15 protein-coding genes and 1 tRNA gene are annotated in these 20,037 nt (G+C 70.2%); 11 read left to right on the top strand and 5 right to left on the bottom strand.

Features of this window, described 5'->3' with window-relative positions; all coding sequences use genetic code 11:
* Positions 1–27 precede the first annotated feature (27 nt).
* Complete coding sequence (locus P5P86_RS15930; protein WP_017934894.1) at positions 28–186, bottom strand: DUF5679 domain-containing protein; 159 nt, start codon at positions 184–186, stop codon at positions 28–30.
* A 487-nt stretch (positions 187–673) separates the two neighbouring features.
* Here P5P86_RS15930 and P5P86_RS15925 point away from each other — a divergent pair, with 487 nt between their 5' ends.
* Positions 674–1,723 carry a PHP domain-containing protein gene (locus tag P5P86_RS15925; protein ID WP_280608430.1) on the top strand — a complete coding sequence of 350 codons (1,050 nt, stop codon included), beginning with the start codon at positions 674–676 and terminating at the stop codon, positions 1,721–1,723.
* 10 nt (positions 1,724–1,733) lie between these two features.
* A complete protein-coding gene (locus P5P86_RS15920; RefSeq protein ID WP_280608429.1) occupies positions 1,734–2,279 on the top strand; it encodes a M48 metallopeptidase family protein in 546 nt (181 codons plus the stop codon).
* Between the two features lie 32 nt (positions 2,280–2,311).
* On the opposite strand, the gene P5P86_RS15915 is transcribed toward P5P86_RS15920, so the two are convergent.
* From P5P86_RS15915 to P5P86_RS15905, 3 genes are read right to left on the bottom strand one after another with little or no spacing between them, the layout of a single operon-like run.
* Positions 2,312–2,767, bottom strand: a complete 456-nt coding sequence (locus P5P86_RS15915) for a type II toxin-antitoxin system PemK/MazF family toxin (protein WP_280608428.1) — start codon at positions 2,765–2,767, stop codon at positions 2,312–2,314.
* Between the two features lie 48 nt (positions 2,768–2,815).
* Positions 2,816–3,373 (bottom strand): NUDIX hydrolase, encoded by a 558-nt coding sequence (locus P5P86_RS15910; RefSeq protein WP_280608427.1) that lies wholly within the window; start codon positions 3,371–3,373, stop codon positions 2,816–2,818.
* On the bottom strand, positions 3,370–4,704 hold the full coding sequence (locus P5P86_RS15905; protein WP_280608426.1) for a zinc-dependent metalloprotease: 1,335 nt from the start codon (positions 4,702–4,704) through the stop codon (positions 3,370–3,372). The genes P5P86_RS15910 and P5P86_RS15905 overlap by 4 nt, the downstream gene beginning before the upstream one ends.
* 38 nt (positions 4,705–4,742) lie before the next feature.
* Here P5P86_RS15905 and P5P86_RS15900 point away from each other — a divergent pair, with 38 nt between their 5' ends.
* The 8 genes from P5P86_RS15900 (at position 4,743) to P5P86_RS15865 (ending at position 12,304) form a co-directional block, all read left to right on the top strand.
* Positions 4,743–5,162 carry a molybdenum cofactor biosynthesis protein MoaE gene (locus P5P86_RS15900; RefSeq protein ID WP_280608425.1) on the top strand — a complete coding sequence of 140 codons (420 nt, stop codon included), beginning with the start codon at positions 4,743–4,745 and terminating at the stop codon, positions 5,160–5,162.
* Between the two features lie 143 nt (positions 5,163–5,305).
* A complete protein-coding gene (locus tag P5P86_RS15895) occupies positions 5,306–5,605 on the top strand; it encodes a hypothetical protein (RefSeq protein WP_280608424.1) in 300 nt (99 codons plus the stop codon).
* Positions 5,606–5,667: 62 nt separating this feature from the next.
* The gene (locus P5P86_RS15890; RefSeq protein ID WP_280608423.1) at positions 5,668–6,726 is read left to right on the top strand and encodes a YlbL family protein; all 1,059 of its coding nucleotides are present in this window, start codon (positions 5,668–5,670) and stop codon (positions 6,724–6,726) included.
* Positions 6,723–7,328 (top strand): PPA1309 family protein, encoded by a 606-nt coding sequence (locus tag P5P86_RS15885; protein ID WP_280608422.1) that lies wholly within the window; start codon positions 6,723–6,725, stop codon positions 7,326–7,328. Before P5P86_RS15890 ends, P5P86_RS15885 begins: the two co-directional genes overlap by 4 nt.
* 49 nt (positions 7,329–7,377) lie before the next feature.
* The gene (locus P5P86_RS15880) at positions 7,378–10,314 is read left to right on the top strand and encodes a UPF0182 family membrane protein (protein ID WP_280608421.1); all 2,937 of its coding nucleotides are present in this window, start codon (positions 7,378–7,380) and stop codon (positions 10,312–10,314) included.
* Positions 10,315–10,367: 53 nt separating this feature from the next.
* A tRNA-Met gene (locus P5P86_RS15875) sits at positions 10,368–10,441 on the top strand.
* A gap of 300 nt (positions 10,442–10,741) precedes the next feature.
* Complete coding sequence (locus P5P86_RS15870; protein WP_280608420.1) at positions 10,742–11,446, top strand: HAD-IA family hydrolase; 705 nt, start codon at positions 10,742–10,744, stop codon at positions 11,444–11,446.
* Between the two features lie 270 nt (positions 11,447–11,716).
* The gene (locus P5P86_RS15865) at positions 11,717–12,304 is read left to right on the top strand and encodes a TetR/AcrR family transcriptional regulator (protein ID WP_280608419.1); all 588 of its coding nucleotides are present in this window, start codon (positions 11,717–11,719) and stop codon (positions 12,302–12,304) included.
* A gap of 91 nt (positions 12,305–12,395) precedes the next feature.
* Here P5P86_RS15865 and P5P86_RS15860 read toward each other — a convergent pair whose 3' ends face one another.
* A complete protein-coding gene (locus tag P5P86_RS15860) occupies positions 12,396–15,893 on the bottom strand; it encodes a glycosyl hydrolase (protein WP_280608418.1) in 3,498 nt (1,165 codons plus the stop codon).
* A 651-nt stretch (positions 15,894–16,544) separates the two neighbouring features.
* Between P5P86_RS15860 and P5P86_RS15855 the strand changes: the two genes are divergently transcribed.
* A complete protein-coding gene (locus tag P5P86_RS15855; RefSeq protein ID WP_280608417.1) occupies positions 16,545–20,036 on the top strand; it encodes an Ig-like domain-containing protein in 3,492 nt (1,163 codons plus the stop codon).
* Position 20,037: the final 1 nt, after the last annotated feature.

The following is a 20,037-nucleotide window of genomic DNA, read 5'->3' as shown; positions in this document are numbered from 1 at the left end:
TTCGCTCGAGGTACGCGAAGGCAGGGCCTAGGCCTTGCCGAGGATCCGGTTGAGGTTGGTGCCACAGACCGGGCAGACGGCCTTGGCCATCTTCGTGCCCTTGTCGTTCACCTTGATCTCACCGGTCGCCTCGCGCTTCTCCTTGCACTTGACGCAGTAAAACTCGCCGCTCCAGCTCTCCGCCATGACGGCCTCCTTGCCTATTTCTCTTGGTCGTCGCGACGGGGTCTGAGAGGGAAGCCCGCCGGTGCCCACGGCGTCTGCCGCAGCCGCATCGACCTTACGGCACACAGGGCCGCGTTGCGCAACACGGGCGGCACGCGTGTTTTCCGCGTGTCGCAGCGTGGATTCCGCCGTGCGGGGCATAGGAGAGACCCCCGGTGCCTGGATCGTCCTTCGCCTTCCCCTTGCGAAGGACGTCCGGCGGCGCCGGGGGTCTCCTCTGAACACGAACCTAGGAGGTCCGCCGGGACGGGTCAACGCCGGCCATCCTCAGCCTGTGGACGGTCTTGTGGAAAGCCTGGTGACAACTCGCCGTTCGCCGTGGAGGAACTGTGCGCAACCGGGGACGACGCTGTGGAATCCTGGAGGGCGGCGGCGACGGATCCCGCGCTGACCTGCACGGACGGATCTCCACGGGCTGTGGAGGAGAAATACCTGATCGAGGAGCGGCGTGTCGGAGCATGAGTACGACGCAGGACCGGTCGCGGCGCTGCGCCGGATCGCCTTCCTGCTCGAGCGCGGCCGCGAGGACACCTACAAGGTCAAGGCGTTCCGGGCCGCTGCCGCGGCGATCCTGCCGCTGGGCGACCGGGAGCTGCGCGAGCGGGTGGCCGCCCGCACGCTCACGGACCTGCCCGGTGTCGGTTCGAGCACTGCAGCGGTGATCGCCGAGGCGCTCGCCGGCGGCGTACCGACGCGGCTGGCCGACGCCGAACGCACGCACGGTGGCCCGCTCAGCGCCGGGGGAGCGGAGCTGCGAGCCCGGCTGCGCGGGGACCTCCACTCCCACTCCGACTGGTCCGACGGTGGCTCTCCGATCGAGGAGATGGCGTTCACCGCGATGGAGCTGGGCCATGAGTACCTGGTGCTCACCGACCACTCGCCGCGACTCAAGGTGGCACGGGGGCTCTCCGTGGAGCGGCTGACCAAGCAGCTGGGTGTGGTGGAGGCGGTCAACGAGCACATCGCGACCTCCGGGGCGGGGGACTTCACCCTGCTGAAGGGCATCGAGGTGGACATCCTCGACGACGGTGGTCTGGACCAGACCGATGCGATGCTGGAGCGGCTCGACCTGCGGGTGGCCAGCGTCCACTCCAAGCTCGCGATGGAGAAGGCGGCGATGACCAGGAGGATGGTCACCGCCATCTCCACCACCCGCATGAACGTGCTGGGTCACTGCACCGGCCGGCTGGTCACGGGTGGACGCGGCACCCGGCCCGGCTCGACCTTCGACGCGAAGGCGGTCTTCGGCGCCTGTGCCGAGCACGGTGTCGCGGTGGAGATCAACTCCCGGCCCGAGCGGCGGGACCCGCCGACCCGGCTGCTGGAGATCGCCCGCGACCTCGGCTGCCTGTTCTCGATCGACTCCGACGCGCACGCACCGGGGCAGCTCGACTTCCTCGTCCTGGGGTGCGAGCGGGCCGAGGCGGTCGGCATCGATCCCGACCGGATCGTCAACACCTGGCCCAGGGAGCGCCTCCTGGCCTGGGCCAACGGGTAGTTTGCACCTCATGGACCCCGCCGCTGCCGCCGCTCGGCCGGAGGTGGAGGTACGCCGGAGCAAGCGCCGTCGGCGGACCGTCTCCGCCTACCGCGAGGGCGACCGCATCGTGGTGCTGATCCCGGCGTCGATGTCGCGCCGCCAGGAGGCGGAGTGGGTGGAGACGATGGTCGCCCGGCTCGAGCGCTCCGAGCAGCGCAGGAAGCCGAGCGATGCCGACCTGCTCAAGCGAGCCCTCGGCCTCTCCGACCGCTACTTCGGCGGCCTCGCGATCCCGGAATCGGTGCGCTGGGTGGAGAACCAGAATGCGCGCTGGGGCTCCTGCACGCCACTGGACCGCACCATCAGGCTCTCCGCGCGCCTGCAGGGCATGCCGTCATGGGTGCTGGACTACGTGCTCGTGCACGAGCTGGCCCACCTGTTCGAGCCGAACCACAACGCCCGGTTCTGGGGGTGGGTGGACAGGTTCCCGCAGGCCGAGCGCGCCAAGGGCTACCTGGCCGGGTGGTCGGCCGCGGCCCGGCTGGAGGCGCCCCCCGGCGACGAGCTCGACTGACGCCGAGACGTCACCTTCCGCGGGTCGAGACGTCACCTTCGGCCGGTCGAGAGGCCCGCCGCCGCCACGGCGCGCTCGAAGGTAGGTCGGTCGAGCGCTGACCCTTCCCGACGTACGTGGTCGAGCACCAGCAACCGGTCCAGCCGGATCTCGCTGGCGCGGTGGTAGCGGTCCCAGCCTCCGGAGCCGATGTCGAGCCAGCGGTGGCCGAAGCGATCGGTGGCGACGCCGTCGCGGTCGTGCTGGAGGGCTCCGCGGTCGTGGTCCTTGCTGGTCAGCATCAGGGCCAGCCACTGCGAGCCGCGTGTCCCGACGATCAGCACGGGCCGGTCCTTGCCCTGGGTGGCGTCCTCCTCGAACGGCACCCAGGCCCAGCACACCTCGCCCGGTTGGGGGCGGCCGTCGGAGCGCGGCGCGTAGGAGATGTCATCGCCGGCGGGCCGGCCGAAGCGGCGCGTGGGCCAGAGCCGACGCAGGAGGCTACGCATGGGCGGGACGCTACAGCGGTGGCCACTCGACCCGCCGTACGTGACCTCTCAACCGGCGAAAGGTGACGTCTCGGCGAGGCGACGGCGGGCCAGGTCGATCAGCTCCAGCATGTCCGGGTCCTCGCTGGGCAGCGCCGCCACCGGGAACCACCGTACGTCGAGGGACTCCTCGGAGACGGCGGGTACGGCGCCGGCGGCGGCCACCGCGACGAAGCGCACGTCGTAGTGGTGCACGCCCGGACCGCAGAACGGCACCTCGTGGTCGCTGAGCTGCACCGGCGCCGGATCGAGCGTCAGGCCGGCCAGGCCGGATTCCTCGGACGCCTCACGGGTGGCGGCGGCGAGCAGCGAGGCGTCGCCCGGCTCCAGGTGACCGCCGAACTGGAACCAGCGCTGCGCCTTGGCGTGCAGGGTCAGCATCACCTGCGCACCGTCGGCGGAGAGCACCAGCGTCGAGGCGGTGAGGTGGTGGGGCCGGTCCTCGCGCAGCACGCCGGAGGCGTGCCGGGTCAGGTAGTCGACGTAGCGCTGCCGCAGCTCCTGCTGGCCCACGGTGGGCGGCGACCAGGAGGCGAGGGTCCGCAGCGCGTCCTCGCGCAGGCTCACACGTCCTCGCCGGCGTCGCCCGCCGAGGGCCCCGAGCCACCGTCGAGCAGCTTGCGCAGCTCGGCGTCGAAGTCGTCCTCGGTCAGCGCCTCCGGCGCCTCGGCGCCTTCACGGAAGCCGAGCGGGTCGTCCAGGTCCGCCGAGGTCGGCAGCAGCGCCGGCGACATCCACACGCCGTCGCGGGCCTCCACGCCCTGGCGGGTGCGCAGCGATCCCCACAGCGTCGCGGCGTCGCGCAGGCGGCGGGGGCGCAGCTCCAGGCCGACGAGGTTGGCGAAGACCTGCTCGGCCGGGCCGCCGGCGGCGCGGCGGCGACGGACGGCCTCCTGCAGCCTGCCCGCCGCGGGCATCCGGTCGGTGGTAGCCAGAGCCACCACCTCGTCGACCCAGCCCTCGACCAGCGCCAGAGCGATCTCCAACCGCTCCAGCGCCGCCTTCTGCTTGGGCGACTGGGGCAGCTCGAACATGCCTCCCTCGAGCAGCTGCTGCAGCGACTCGGGGTTGTTCACGTCCACGCCCCGCATCTGCTCCTCGACCCGCTCCTGGATGGCCTGCAGGTTGACCTCGACCCCGGCCGCGTAGTCGCGCACAGCGCCGATCAGGTGCTCGCGCAGCCAGGGCACCCCGGCGAACAGGCGCTGGTGGGCGGCCTCGCGCAGTGCGAGGTAGAGCAGCACGTCGTCCTCGCTGACGCCGAGACCCTCGGCGAACGGCGCGATGTTGGTCGGCAGTAGCGCCGCCCGACCGGGCGCGGCCAGCGGGACGCCGACGTCGGAGACGCTGAGCACCTCGTTCGCGAGGGCACCGAGGCCCGACCCGACCTGACTGGCGAGCAGGGCGCCCACGGCCTTGCCGAGGAAGCCCGCCATCGGCCCGGCCATCGCCGCGACCTCGGCGGGCAGCGCGCCGGAGAGGGAGGAGACCGACGACTCCGCGACCGGCTCGACCAGCTGCTTCCACACGTCGGTCGTGTTCACGATCCACTCCGCCTTGCTCCAGGCGGTGACGGTCACGATGCCGGAGGGGAACGCGGTCGTCTCCTCCAGCCAGTGGTCCGCCAGCTGTACGGCGTCGGCCACGGCGTCCTTCTGCCGCTGCGTGGGCGTCGGGTCGGGGGTGGTGGCGGCGTTCTTGCGGGCGGTGTCGAGGGCAACGTCCCAGTTCAGCGGGCCGTCGTAGGGCTGCATGAGGGACTGGATCTGACCGAAGATCTGGCTCAGGTCCATCCCGCCGGGAAGGCCGCCACCGGCGCCGAAGAGAGCCTCGAACGGCGTGCCCTTGAACGGGTTCTGCGGGTTCTGCGGGTCCTCGGGGCCCGGCGTCTCACTCATGCACCCAACGGTACGCGGTCGCCGGATAGGGTCGCCGTGTGAGTGCCGTGCGACTGGTCGACATCCGCGAGGCCCCTCTCGACGTCGCCGAGGTGTGCGCCGCGCTCGACGACCCCGCCAGTGGCGGCCTCACCGTCTTCGTGGGCCGGGTGCGCGATCACGACGGGGGTGCCGGGGTGACGGGACTGGGCTACAGCGCCCACCCGACGGCGCTGGACCGGCTGCGCGAGGTCTGCGAGCGGGTGGCCGCCGATCACGACGTGCAGGTCGCGGCGGTGCACCGCGTCGGCGACCTGGTGGTCGGGGACATCGCCGTGGTGGTGGCGGCCAGTGCCGGCCACCGTGGCGATGCGTTCGCCGCCTCCCGCGACCTGATCGACACCCTCAAGCAGACGGTGCCGATCTGGAAGCACCAGCTCTTCGCCGACGGGACGGACGAGTGGGTCGGCACGCCGTAGCGGAAGCTGTTGCTACAGCAGCGTCGGCAGCGCCGCGGTGGTCTCCAGCCGGTGGGTGTGCGGTCGGGCACGTCGGTCCCGAAGAGACGACGCTGACCGCGTGCCTGCGCCGTACGTGGCCCACCGCTCCGTAGTCTTGCCGGGTGGAGATCCTGCTCTGGCTGGTGCCCGCCGTGGTGGTCACGGTGGTGGCGATGGCGTGGGTCGGCTGGGTCGGCCGGGAGGGCCGGGGCGAGGTCGACCCGGACGTCGCCGTACGTCGGATGGCGGCCGCGCTGAGCAAGCCCACCCCGCAGCCGTACGCCGGCGGCCAGCGTCGCGAGCGCTCCACCGGCGTCGCCGTCCGGCCCTCGCGCCGACCCGCACCGACGCCCGGATCCGAGTCCGCTCCGGCATCCGACTCGGCGCCGAGCTCGGGGACCGCCGAGAAGCACGCCTCCTGACCCGCGCGACCGCCCTGGCATCGGTGTGCGTGCGTCTTGGACCCGGATGAGAAGGTGGCGCCATGAAGCAGCGCTCCGTGGCGGCCCTGATCGCGCTCTCCACCGTCGTCGTGCTGCTCCTGGTCGCGTGGCTGGCACCCCTGCCCTACAGCGTCTACCAGCCGGGCGTCACGCTCAACGTGCTCAGCGACGAGAGCCCCGACGGCAAGCCGATCATCCAGGTCTCGGGTCACCAGGTCTACCGCGACGGCGGTGAGCTGCGGATGACCACCGTCTCCGTCACCCGCCGTGACACCCGGCTGGGCCTGTGGGACCTGCTCGGCGCCTGGTTCAACCGCGACGCCGCCGTCTACCCGCGCTCGGCGGTCTACCCCGACACCTCGGGCACCGAGCAGGACGACACCACCGAGGGCGCGGTGCAGATGGCCAGCTCGCAGGACACCGCCACGGCCGTGGCGCTCAAGGAGCTCGGCGTCTCCGTGCAGCAGATGCTGGAGATCGTCGCCGTCGTACCGAAGTCACCGGCCGACGGCCACCTGCAGGCGCACGACCTGCTGGAGAAGGTCGACGGCGCGTCGGTCACCTCGCCCGACGCCGCGGTCAAGGCGATCCAGTCGGCACCCGCCGGCCAGCCCGTCGAGCTCACGGTCCTGCGCGGCGGCCAGCAGACGAACGTCACCTTCACCCCGGGGGAGAAGAGCGGCAAGCCCTACCTCGGGGTCTCGCTCGGCATGGGCTACAAGTTCCCCTTCGAGGTGTCGGTGGACATCGATCCGGCGATCGGCGGCCCGAGCGCCGGGCTGATGTTCTCGCTCGGCATCTACGACACCCTGACACCGGGATCGCTGACGGACGGCAAGCCGATCGCCGGGACCGGGGAGATCGAGACCGACGGCAGCGTCGGCCCGATCGGCGGCATCCAGCAGAAGATCCCGGCCGCCCGCAAGGCGGGCGCGAAGCTCTTCCTCGTCCCGGCCGACAACTGCAACGATGCCGAGGGCGCCGACAACGGCGGCATGCGGCTGGTCAAGGTGACCACGATGGATTCGGCCGTGAAGGCGATCCAGACCTGGGTCAAGGACCCGAACGCGACCCTGCCGACCTGTGGGAGTGCCTCATGAGTGAGTACGACGAGCAGCGCGACAACGAGCTCGAGGGCCTCGACGGGTTCACCGGGGAGCTCGACGACGACCTCGACACCGACCCGGCGCTGGCTGCGGCGGTGCTGGAGATCGAGGAGCACGCGGCGGGTGAGGGGTGGGACCGCCCGGCCCGGCTGTACGCGCTGGTCGACACGGCCGCGCTGGTCGCGCAGGAGCCGGCGCTGGCGTCGCTGATGGGGCTGGACGAGGCCTCGGCGCAGGGCTCGTTGACCCCGATCGAGCAGGACCAGCTCGCCCCGGAGGTCCAGCTCGAGGACGTCCTGCCCACTTTGGTGTGGCCCGAGGGCGTGGTCGGCTGCGCCGCCGTGGTCGAGCGTCTGGTCCTTCCGCCGGACGCGAGCGGGGAGATCCCCGAGGATCCGGCCGCTGCGGCCGCGTTCGCGGCCAGCCACCCGGCCCGGCAAGAGGTGCGCATCACCGCCGGGGTCACCCGCGCGGGTGCCACCTACAGTGCGCTGCGGCTGCGCTCGCACGACGACGCCGCCTCGGTCGCCGCGGGCGCGGACCTGGTGCCGCAGCTGACCCAGCTGCTGGCCTCGACGCTGGAGAGCGACGCGTGAGCACCCCCGCCGGATGCTCGCCGTGCCCGGCTCCGAACGGGGGCCCCGCATGAGCGAGCTGTACGACGACGACCCCGTCGGTGCCCCGCGGTCCTCAAGCCGCCTGCGGGTGTTCACCGCCTCTGCGCTGGTGCTGGTGCTCCTCATCGTGCTGGTCAACCGGTTCGCGGCGTTCTACACCGACCACCTCTGGTACGACTCGGTCCACGCCGGCCACGTCTTCACCACGCTGTTCTGGACCAAGGTCGGGCTGTTCGCCGTCTTCGGCCTGCTGATGGCGCTGGCGATCGGCGGCTCGATGGTGCTCGCCTTCCGCGCGCGGCCGTTCTTCAGCCCCGCCGAGGAGCACAGCAGCCTGACGCGCTACCGGGACGCTGTCACGCCGATCCGCACCTGGCTGCTGGTCGGGGTCAGCGTGCTGAGCGGCATCTTCGCCGGCGTCTCCGGAGCGGGCCGCTGGCGGCTGTACCTGCTGTGGCGGCACGGCGGCTCCTTCGGCCAGAAGGACCCGCACTTCCACAAGGACGTCGGGTTCTACGTCTTCGACCTGCCCTGGTGGCACTACCTGGTCGACTTCGCCCTGACCGCCACCGCGCTCGGCCTGGTGGCGGCGGTGGTCGTGCACTACCTGTACGGCGGCATCCGCCTGCAGGGCGGTGGTCAGCGGATGACCGCTGCCGCCCAGGCCCACGTGTCGGTGCTCCTCGGCGCGTTCGTGCTGCTCAAGGGCCTCGACTACTGGCTCGACCGCTACGACCTGGTGCACAGCAACGGGCCGCTGTTCACCGGGATCGGCTTCACCGACGACCACGCGGTGCTGCCCGCCAAGAACATCCTGAGCGGCATCGCGCTGATCTGTGCCGTGCTTCTCTTCGTCAACATCTGGCGCCGCACCTGGGAGCTGCCCGCCATCGGCCTGGCACTGCTGGTGCTCTCCTCGGTGCTGCTCGGACTGATCTGGCCGGCCATCGTGCAGGGGTTCCAGGTCAACCCGTCCCGCTCGGACAAGGAGCGGTCCTACGTCGCGGCCAACATCGCCGCGACGCGGACGGCGTACGCGATCGACGACGCCAACGTCGCGCAGCAGAACTACCCGGACACGGCCGACGCCTCGAAGGCCAGCGCCTCCGCACTGGACGAGCAGGCCTCCTCGCTGCCGGTAGCGGACCCGGTCGCGCTGCAACCGCAGTTCGAGCAGACCCAGCAGGTGAAGTCCTACTACCAGGTGACGAACCCGTTGGACGTGGATCGCTACACCGTCGACGGTCAGGACCGGGCGGTGGTGCTGGGGGTGCGCGAGGTCAAGGACGCCGGCATCACCGGCAGCGACCGCAACTGGACCAACCTGCACACCGTCTACACCCACAGCGACGGCGTGATCGCCGCCTACGCCAACCAGCGCGACAAGTCCGACACCACCGAGGGCCGCGACGTGCAGTGGGCGCAGAACAGCGACGTCGACGACCTCAGCGGCGGCCCCATCGAGGACCGGATCTACTACGGCGAGCACAGCCCGAACTACTCGGTCGTCGGGCGGCCGAAGGGTGCCTCGTCGGTGGAGCTCGATCTGGGCAGCAACGGCTCGGACAACGCCACCACCACGACGTACGACGGCAAGGGCGGGGTGGCGATCGACTCGACGTTCCGGCAGCTGCTCTACGCGGTGAAGTTCGGCTCGGCGAGCTTCCTGCTCAGCGAGCGGGTCAACGACCAGTCCAAGGTGCTCTACAACCGCGACCCGAAGACGGCTGTGCACAAGGTCGCGCCCTGGCTGACGCTGGACAGCAACCCCTATCCGGTGGTGACCGGCGGCCGGATCGAGTGGGTGGTCGACGGCTACACCACCACCGACGAGTACCCGGAGTCCGAGCGCGAGTCGCTGCGCACGATGACCGATGACGCCACCCAGGCCACGCCGGGGTTGCGCGCGTTGCCCAACGACGACATCAACTACATGCGCAACTCGGTCAAGGCGACGGTGGACGCCTACGACGGCACCGTCACGCTCTACGAGTGGGACCCCGACCCGATCCTCAAGGCGTGGGAGTCGGCGTTCCCCGGGGTGGTGAAGCCGAAGAAGGACATCCCGGCCGACCTGCTGCCGCACCTGCGCTACCCGGACTACCTCTACAAGGTGCAGCGCTACCAGCTGGCGCGCTACCACGTCACCAACGCCACCGACTTCCTGCGCGGTTCGGACCGCTGGCAGGTGCCGGAGTCGCCGTCGGTCGCGGGCCACCTGCAGACGCCGGCGCGGATGTTCCTGGACTCCTCGGACGGCAAGAAGACCTGGGCGATGACCTCGACGTTCGTGCCCGACAGCCGCAGCAACCTGGCGGCGATCATGACGGTCGACTCGGATGCGACGGCGTCCGACTACGGGAAGATCACCCTGCTCACCGGCTTCGACCAGAACGCCAGCGGGCCGGCGCAGGTGTACAACGCGTTCCGCAACAACACCAAGATCGCCGAGGTGATCGGCGCCTTCGCGCGCAGCGGCAGCTCGGCGGTCTACGGGAACCTGCTCACGGTGCCGCTGACCGGGACGGGATTGCTGTACGTGCAGCCGGTGTACGCCGTGCAGGCCACCGGGTCACCCTCCTCCTACCCCGTGCTCGCCTACGTGCTGGTCTCCTACGACGGCCAGCTCGGCTACGGCCCGACCCTGGGCGATGCGCTCACCGACGCACTGAAGAACGGGGGAGAGGGCAGCACCACCACGAGCCCGGGCGGCGGTACGCCGGGCTCGTCGACCCCCTCGCCCAGCGACTCGGCCAGTCCGTCGCCCACCGGCTCCACCACGCCCTCCGCGCCCACCACGCCGCCGGCCAAGAGCGGCGCCGCCGCCCTGCTGGCCCAGGCCAAGGACCTGTTCGCGCAGGCCGACGCCGCCGGGAAGGCGGGCAAGTTCACCCAGCGCGAGAAGCTGATCAAGCAGGCCGAGAAGCTGGTCTCGCAGGCCGCCGAGAAGCTGTCGGGCTCGTGAGCCACCCCCGATTTGGCTTCGGTAGGAGGGTGGAGTAATGTTCTATTCACCGACGCGGGGTGGAGCAGCTCGGTAGCTCGCTGGGCTCATAACCCAGAGGTCACAGGTTCAAATCCTGTCCCCGCTACAAGAAGAAGTTGAAAGAACCACGCTCCTCTGAGGAGCGTGGTTCTTTCTTTTCCCCACGAGAGTCGGCCAGACGGTCGTCCGAGGGCCAGGGTGCCACTCCGGCCGCTCTTCGGGAGCGGTTCGGCATGCTCGAGATGGCAGCGGGGCGATGAGGTCACCGGCTTCTGCTCGCCGCTCAAGGCAGCATCTATGCCGACGGGAACCAGCTGCGGCGCGCCGAGCTTGGTGAGCCGCGCTGAGGACCAGCCCCGGCGACGACGGGCCGTCGGCGGTCGAACGGACCTGGTTGGGTAGGAGCATGCAGACGCAGAACATGGGTGGTGCGGAGGCGATCGACGCGGTCGTGTTCGACGTGATCGGGACGCTTGTCGACGAGGACAGCACCTGGGCGAGGACCGCGCAGCTGCTCGCGAGTCAGGCGCAGTTGGCCTCATCGGAGGATCTGCACACGAGCTGGGCGCGAGCGTTGAACGAGCGCATGGACGCCGTGATCGACGGGACCGCGGCGTGGCAGCCGCACAGCCGGCTCGTGGTGGAAGCAGCCAACGAGGCTCTCGTGGCTCTCGGGGGCAGCGTGACAGCGGCGACCACGGCGCTGGTGACGGATCTGGACGCGACGTACCTCGCCTGGCCCGACGTCGCGACAGCGACGGCGTCCCTGCGACGCCGCCGGCTGGTGGCAGGTGTCAGCAACGGGGATCTCGACTGCCTGGGCCGGCTCGCGAACACCTGTGCGATCAGTTGGGACGTCGTGTTGTCCACCGGGAGCGTGCAGACGTTCAAGCCCGCTCCCGCGGCCTACCAGTATGCGATCGACACACTGCGGCTGGACCCCGGGCGCACGCTGTTCGTCGCCGCGCATCCGTGGGATCTGCGGGCCGCGGCCGAGCACGGCTTCCGGACCGCGTATCTCGGCAGACCCGGTGCCGAGCAACCTTCATCGACCGACCGGTTCGACCTCACGTTGCCCGACCTGGCGGCCCTGGCCGAGCAACTGTCGTAGCGACACGACCGACCAGGCGCGGGGTCAGTCGGCCCGGATCGAGCTGAGCGTCGCACTTCGGGCTGGCGCGAGCTGACCCCGACTACACCGTCAAGCCAGGCGCCTCGCCCCGCGTCGGTCGCAGAACACCCGCATCTTCGACTCGCGTTCGGACCGAGGAAGGCCGGGCGGCGTGCCGGGAGCCGCCGATCTGCGACCAGAGCCGCCGGCTTCCTCGACGAGCACATGTCGCCGACCTCGCGCAGGATCGCGGGGTGCCAGACTGGAGGGGTGAGTGTCGCCGCCGAGCAGAGGAAGACCAGACGCCGCGGGAGGCTGCTTGAGGAAGCGGTGCTCGACGCCGCCTGGGTCGAGCTCGGTGAGAATGGCTGGGCCGGTTTCACGATCGAGGCCGTCGCGGTGCGTTCGGGAACGGCGAAGTCGGTCATCTACCGTCGTTGGAGCAACCGTGTCGAGCTCGCCCAAGCACTGCTCGAGCGCGGTCGGACATCTGCCCCCGGGCCTGGCAGCCCTCGAGGCGAGTTGCGCGCCGACCTGCTTGGCTTTCTCCACGACACGGCGCAGTTCCTGTGCGGGCCGTTCGGAGATGCGGTGCGCGGCATCGCGTTGGAGGGTGATCCCTCCGCGCATCACAGCGTCTTCGGTGTCGAGGTGCTCGTCGAGCTGGTGGCGCACCACGTGGAGCAGGCGCGAATCCGAGGCGAGCTGAACGGCGTGCCCTCCGCCCTTTCGCTCAACCTCGGCCACGCGGTCCTCATGTGGGAGTTCGCCCTCAGGCGGCAGACGCCCACGCCGGCGCAGTTGGAGGAGTTCGTGGACACCGTGTGGCTGCCCGCGATCAGGGCCTCGATCCGGTGAACCCGGCTGGGACGGAGCGAGGGCGCCGGAACTGCGACGAGCTCCGGCGCCCTGCTCAGCCGAGCGATGTCGGCACTGCGTCAGCGCGGGGCTATCGGCGTCTGGTGACGGTCAGCTTCACTGCCTTCGACCTCGAGCCGGTCACGGTCGAGGAGCCGGCGTAGATCGCACGGACGTGGTGCTTGCCAGCGCCGAGCCTGGGCAGCCTCACAGCGATCCGGCTGCCCGAGACGGTGACGGACCTACGGTCACGGCCGTCGATCCTGATGGTGACCGTTCCACGCACCGTCGTCGGTGTCGAGGGACTGATCGTCACGATCGCCTTCACGCGCCTGCCCGTGCGGACGTGCGTCTTGGCCAGCTTCACCCGGATGCTCGTCGTCGCCTTGGTCGTCCCGGGCGGCGCGGGCTTCCTCGCCGTGAGGGTGGTGTCGCGGTACGGGGTGAGGACGACCGGGCCCATCAGGCCGGTTCGTTGCCAGTCCGGCAGCTGGTAGTTGCTGTCACCGGTGCTTCGCACGGCGTTGAACATCGTGGTCGCCACCCGCACGGTGAGGGTGTTGGAGCCGGGGTGCAGCGCGGTGCCGAGGTCGATGCGGCCCCGGTCGGCCTGGTTCACCACGACGTCGGCGCCGTTGACGGTGACGGTGGCGGTGTCCAGGACATCGCCGAGTGCCACGTAGGCGCCGTCGCTGGGCGACCAGGTGCTCGGCAGTGTCACCGTCGTGGTGTAGGTGCCGATGCCGGAGGACTTGGTGAGGTCGACGGGTCCGGTGATCTCACGCCAGGAGGGCAACCCACCGCTGCCATCGGCAGTGAGGGTGACGGTGGGCTGGGTCGTCTTCACGGTGGTGTACTCGTTCGCCCCCGGCGTCCAGGTCTGCGCCGTCAGCGTCCAGCTGTTCAGCGGCCGAGCCGCGGGCAGGCCGGTGACCTCGGTGGTCCGCGTCGACCCGTCGCTCAAGGCCGTCGTGTACCGGCCGTTCGCCACCGCCCTCACCGTCACCGTGGCACCGCTGGCGGCCGTCACGTCGGCAGTGCTTCTCGTGGCGTGCAACGTGGGGGCCGCACCCAGGCCGGCAGAGGCCGGGGCGAGGGCGAGGACGACCTTGTCGTGTGCCGGGATCCGTACGTGCACCCTGACCCCGGCGGTGTCGCTGGTGTAGGCGCCGATCGGGTCGATCTTCCCGGTCCAGGTGTCGAGGAGGTACGGCGTTCCGCTGCCGGTGAGGGTCAGGTCCGTCGAGACGGTGCTCTCCGAGCGGTTGTAGACGTAGTCGTAGCTGACCTCGGCGGCCTGGCGACGGACCAACCCCAGGGCAGAGGTCGGCTGGGCCGGCGTGATCGCCGGGTGGATGCCGGCGTCCTTCAGGGCTGCGGGCAGAGCCGCCTCGGTCGGGACTCGTGTCACCGTCGGCTGCGCGAGCAGCGTGGTGACGATGTCGGCGAGTTGGGCGGCATCCGGGTCAGCGCCGGTGGTGCTGGTGGGCGTCGCGCCGACGACGAAGATCCGCAGGCCGTCCTCGGCCAGGGTGACCAGGCGCTGCGCGTTCGCGACCGACATGGTGCTCTGGTTGTTCAGTACCAGCGCGTGGTAGTCGGAGGTGTCAGCGAACAGGTCACCGTCCGCATCAGGGGTGGCCTTCGCGAGAAGGGCGGGGCTGAGGTACTCGTAGGTGTAGCCGGCACTCGCCGTGGCCGAGCCGGATCCCAGCATGTGCTGGGTCGACTGCTGGGAGCCGACGCTGTTACCGGACAGGCCGAGGTCCTCGTAGTAGACCGCGACGTCGGAGGTGCTGTGACCTTGGCGAAGGACCTCTTGGGTGCGGGCGAGCTCGTCGTTGACGGAGGCGTAGTCAGGCCAGCTCGCCTGGCGCGGTCCGAATTCGTCGTTGACGTTGAGCGCCCCGTAGATGTCCCAGGGGTGGTAGCCGGGCCAGGTGCCGCCGTCGCGACCCGCGGTGCCGACGCCGGCGGGTGCGTCGCGGTAGGCGTATCCGTGCCACACGAGTTGGTTCACGCCTCCGGCGTAGGCCTGGTAGATGCTGTCGAGCAGACCCTGGGAGGACTTGCCGCCGACGGAGCCGGAGCCGTCGCCGCCCTGGCCGTACTGGCCGTTGATGTTCGGCCCGGCGACGCTTGAGCGGAAGTTGCCCAGGAACGCCGCGCAGCACTCCGTGGAGATCACGTTGCGGTTGCTCGCGTGCGCGCCGCCTGCCAGCACCTTGTAGTCGTCCTCGGCCAAGCGGTGCGCCGAGTCGCCGTTGAAGTTCAGCGACTCGCCCTCCGCAACGCCGGCCGCCGCGGCTGCGTCACCCGAGGCGATCGGGACGCCGTAGGACTGGACGCGGAACTGCAGGCCGTGGCTCTGCGCCCAGCGCTGCATCGGCGCCACGTACGTGGTTGTGTAGAGGTCGCTGAGCGTCTGGCGGTAGTCCTCTCGAACCTGGGCGCCGACACCGGCAAGGTCGAAGGCGGGGGTGCCGGTGCCTTGGATGCCGGCTCCGGCGAGCGCCGGGAGCAGGAGAGTCGGGTCGTAACCACGCAGGCTCTGGAAGGACTGCAGGAAGTTCCAGGTCCACTTCTCCGCGGTGCCGAGCTCGAGGGAGTCCTCGAAGATCGCGCCGCGGCCGATCTTGTCGAGGTTGGCCTGGACGGGGTCGGTCAGGATCTTGTCGTCCCAGAAGTTGGTCTGGACCGCGACGCCGTCGCGGTTCCAGTGGTCGACGACGTAGTTCGGCTGCGTCTCGGTGTAGCCGCCGCTTTGTGCGATCAGGCCGGACGCGGTCTGGAGGAAGTCGATGACCACCCATGGGTTGCCGTTCCCGGCGGGGAAGGCGTAGTCGAGCCTGCCCCCAAAGACCTGCCCCGTCACGTCCACCACGGATGCCGGGTCGAGCGCGACCGAGCCGATGGTGCTGGTCGAACAGGCACTCGCGCACTGCGCGACCAACGTCTTGATGCGGGTCGTCCGCGCGACGTCCACTGCCGTCTCGGACGTCGCATGGGCGTTGGCGAGGGGCGAGACCGACAGGTCACCGCAGGTGACGGTCCGGTCGCCCAGCCCCGTCACCACGACCTTCTCGACATCGGCGCCGGTGCCAACGGTGACGGTGTCCCCGGCGGCGAGGCCGCCCAGGCTCGTGACGTGCAAGACGCTGTCGCCTGCCGCGGACGGCGCGCACAGCGTGGTGGTCACCGACGGCGGGGCCGTCACCGGGGTGGGCAGCGAGCCTGTCCGGCTGGTACCAGGCGCGTCGAACTCCCTGCCATAGATGAGCTGCTGCTCGACCTGCGGCTGGTTGAAGCTGTTCAACGTCGGCACCGTCGGGGGGTACGCCGGCCCCAGGTTCTGGTCCACCTCGAGGCCCAACTTCGCGGCCTCGTCGGTGATCATTTCGATCTTGTGCTCCCAGTTCGGTGTGCCCCAGCCGTACTGGGCGAGGAACGCGTTGCTCTGATGTCCCGCGCCCGGCACGATCATCGGGTCGACCTCGACTCCGCCGGCGCCGCCGGCCGCGATATCGCGCAGCTCCCGGCGCAGCTCGTCATCGTCGGTGTAGGCGAGCGGCATCCACCAGCGATACATCGGCCGCACCGAGGCAGGGGGATGGGCAAACGACGCACGGGTCAGGCTCTCGGCCGACGTGGATGACACGGCTGCCTTGACGCTGACGGGAGCGGCGTGCGCTGGGCTCGCGGCGTGCGCCGAGCCGGCTCCGGGGGACAGCGACACAGCGAGGACCCCAGCCATCGCGGCCCCCAGTGAGATCCGCGCCCAGGAGTGGCGCGTGAAGGAGAGAGGATTCATGGAGCGCCCTTAATTGAAAGGTTTCAACAGAATGGTGACGGGCGCCACACTAGACCCGAGCCCGCGCTTTAAGCAACGGTCAGTTGCTAAGCGCGCCGCTCGCTGGTTCATGCGCTGGGAGTGCTCGGAGCCGGGCACGCGGCAGGCCCCTCGGGAGACGGATCAGGAGGTCCGCCACGCAGATCTGCGCGCAACAAGGTCCGCTTCCACCAATGCTCGGCCGAGGTCGCCGGCCGGCCAGTCATTTCTTCGGCGTTAAGGTCTGATGATCGTTCCATTTCCCCTCTATTCAGCGAATCGGCGATCTCGCAGCATGGCGTTGCCCGGGCTCTCGACCGTCAGCGGTCGAGAGCCTTCACACGTGAACACGAGGTTCAGATGCCCAACACCCCACGGCTTGGGAGAAGATTTCGCGCCCTTGCTACCTGTTTGGTCGCCACCGCAGCTGCCGGTCTAGCAGCCCTGCCGGCCTCGCCGAGCCAGGCCGCGTCACCCGACGGTGTCGTCGCCTCCGGATCCACCTGGGACGTCACCCGCGTCGCCGGTGGCTACGCGGTCACCCTTCACCTGTCCGCGCCGCTGCCGGTCCGCGACGCTGCGCCCGACCTGGTCGCCGACGGCGTCGACCTCGGCGCCGCGACCGAGTCCGCCGACGGCAAGACGCTCACCGTGAGCACCTCCTCGACCGAGGTCGCCAGCGCGAAGGACGTCAGCTGGCAGTGGTCCACCGGCGGACAGGACACCACGACCGGCCCCACCAGCGCTGCAGCCCTCCCCAAGGCGTCCAAGCTCTCCAAGAGCGTGCGCGCGGACGTCGTCGGCAGCGCCGCCAACGACGACCCGCTGACCATCGGCACCGACGCCTACTCCGTCTCCGACTACGACTTCGGCGCGCAGTCTCTTCCGCTGACCGACATCGGCGGCATCCGCGGCGAGCTCCAGGGCCGGATCTACCTGCCCAGTACGCCGGGCCCGCACCCGGTCGTGATCTTCATGCACGGCCGGCACAGCGCCTGCTACAACTCGGTGTCCCTGAAGGGCGTGAGCCAGTGGCCGTGCACCGTCGCCAGTGACGGGAGCCCGAACTATTCGATCCTGAGCTACGCCGGCTACGACGGTGCGGGCGACGCTCTCGCCGCTGATGGCTACACCGTGGTGTCGATCTCGGTCAACGCGATCAACGCCAACGACAACCAGCTCTCGCCCGATGACGGTGCGGCATCCCGCGGCCAGGCCGTGCTGGACACGCTGACCATGCTGAAGAAGGCGAACGCGGGCGAGAGCTTCACCTACCACGACGCCGCGACCAACACCGACAACACCCTCGATCAAGCGCTCGTCAACGGTGCCTCGGTCGCGTCCGGCGGCAAGAACGCCTCGCAGGGCGCGATCGCCCAGACCCTGACCGCCAAGGATCTCGTCGGAACGATGGACTTCAGCGACATCGGCGTGATGGGCCACTCCCGTGGTGGCGAGGGTGCTGTCACCGCAGCCACCCTCAACGAGGGTCTGGCGCACCCGTGGAACATCAAGTCGGTCTTCGCGCTCGCACCGATCGACTTCACGCGCGACACGCTGCCCGACGTCGACACCGCCACCCTGCTGCCGTACTGCGACGGTGACGTCTCCGACCAGCAGGGTCAGCACTTCTACGCCGACTCCCGGCACAACTTCGACGACAACGTGCTGCGCTCGGACGTCTGGGTGATGGGCACCGACCACGACTTCTACAACACCTCGTGGACGCCGAACTACCCGGGCGCCTCCGACGACTGGAGCTCCTCGCAGGACGCGGTCTGCGGCTCGCAGTCGCCGACCACCACGCGGCTCTCGCCGAGCCAGCAGTTCGAAGCCGGTTCGGCGTACGTCGCCGGCTGGTTCCAGCTGACGCTCGGCGGCCAGAGCCAGTTCCAGGGCATGTTCGACGGCTCCGGAACCGAGCCGGCGTCGGTCGCCTCGTTCGCCGACGTGCGCACGGTGGCCCAGCAGCCCGCCTCGATGCGTGACGACATCACGGACTTCGCCGCCACCAGCCCGCTCGTCGGGACCTCGGGTACGGCGACCGCTGTGGTCTGCGCCAGCCGGTACGGCCGCACCGTCCCGGAGCCGCTGCCGTCCTGCACCACGGCGGCCAACGACACGCTCAGTGCCGCGCCGCTGACCAGCCAGCAGCAGCCGTACTGGACGCCTGCCAGCTTCGCGCCGAACGTGCCGCTCAACCCGATGACGGACCTGAGCTGGACCGACGGCACAGGGGCACTGACGGTCACGGTCCCCGCGGCCAAGCGCAACGTCTCCTCCTACCAGGAGATGACGCTGACCATGTCGCCCGACCAGAGTGTGCCGACCGGCACCGACATGACGCTCGCGGTCAGCGATGCGGCCGGTCACACCTGGAGCAAGCCGGTCTCCTCGCTCAACATCTGGGCGGTCAAGCGGATGCCGGGCAGTGACACCACCACCGGGAACAAGCCGGGCAACCTGCACAAGCTCGTCCTGCAGCAGGTGCACGTGCCGACGGCCGACCTGGCCGCTGCGGGTCTCAACCTGAGCAACATCGCCCAGGTCAAGCTCACCGCCGCCCAGGGTCTCGACGCGACCCCGGCCGGAGGGGTCTACCTCTCCGACCTGACCTTCGACTCGAAGGGCGTCGGCACCCCCGTCGTGGAGAGCTGGCCGACGGTCAACGTGAACTCGACCAACATCGAGGAGGGCTCCGGCCCTGGCACGGCCGACGTCGCGGTCTACCTCGACAAGGCGGCGACCAAGCCGGTCACGACGTACCTCTCGATGATCGGCTCGGCGACCGGCAAGGTGGGTCTGGCCATGCAGAAGGTCACCTTCCAGCCGGGCCAGACCTGCCAGGCGGTCACGGTGCCGACAACGGGTGACAAGACGGCGGGTACGGCGCCGTCCACGGCGTACAAGGTCGACGTGTCGAACTCGACCAACGCCGTGCTCGGTGCGCAGGACTACGGCACCGTCACGGTCCGCGAGGACGACTACGTCGCGGATCCGAAGAATCCCGACACGACCATGGCCCCGGCGGTAGGCGTGCAGGGTGACGTCTGCAAGGAACTCGCCGAGAAGGCCGTGCCGGGTGCGCTCGTGCTCGACTCCAAGGTGGCCATCGGCAGCAAGGTGACTGTCACGGGCAGCGGCTTCCGGAACGGTGAGAGCGTCGCGTTCTCGCTGGGCAACACCGCGCTGGGCAGCGCTGTGGCGGGCCCGGACGGCGACGTCGCCACCGTCGTCACCATCCCGGCGGACACCGCCGCCGGCAAGGTCGTCCTGACCGCGCTCGGCGCCGGCTCCGGTCGCACCGAGCAGTCGGTCCTGGACCTGCGCGCCACGAGTGACAAGGTCACCGTCAGCACCTCGTCGAGCACCTACGCCTACGGCCGGCCTGTCACCGGCACGGTGAAGGTGGCCGGCGCGACGGGTGGCACCGTCCAGGTGTCCTCCGGCACGACCAGGACGAGCGTGAAGCTCGGCGCCACCGGCTCGGCGGCGTTCACGCTGGCAGCCGGCCTGCCGGTGGGAGCGGACACGGTGACCGCCGCGTTCGCCGGGTCCGACACGCTGGCCCCGAGCACCGGGACCGCTCGGGTGACGGTCGCCAAGGCCGCCTCGACGGTCGCGGTGACCAAGGCGAAGGCGAAGGGCCACCGCAAGGTGGTCCTCGAGGCCCTCGTCGGCGGCCACACCGGTGGGCTCGCGCCCACCGGGAAGGTCGTGGTGACGGTGAAGATCGGCAAGAAGCACCAGACCTTCACCGGCAACGTCACCGCCTCGGGCACGGTGTCGATCACCATGAAGATGAAGAAGGCGGGCAAGGCGAAGCTCGCCGTCACCTACCTCGGTGACGCGGACTACGCCACCAGCCCGACCGTCCACACGACGGTGAAGGTCCGCTCCTGAC

Source organism: Nocardioides sp. BP30, from assembly GCF_029873215.1.
Classification (GTDB): Bacteria; Actinomycetota; Actinomycetes; order Propionibacteriales; family Nocardioidaceae; genus Nocardioides.
Note: the sequence above shows the minus strand (reverse complement) of the source record. Positions and strands in the feature narration are given on the sequence as shown.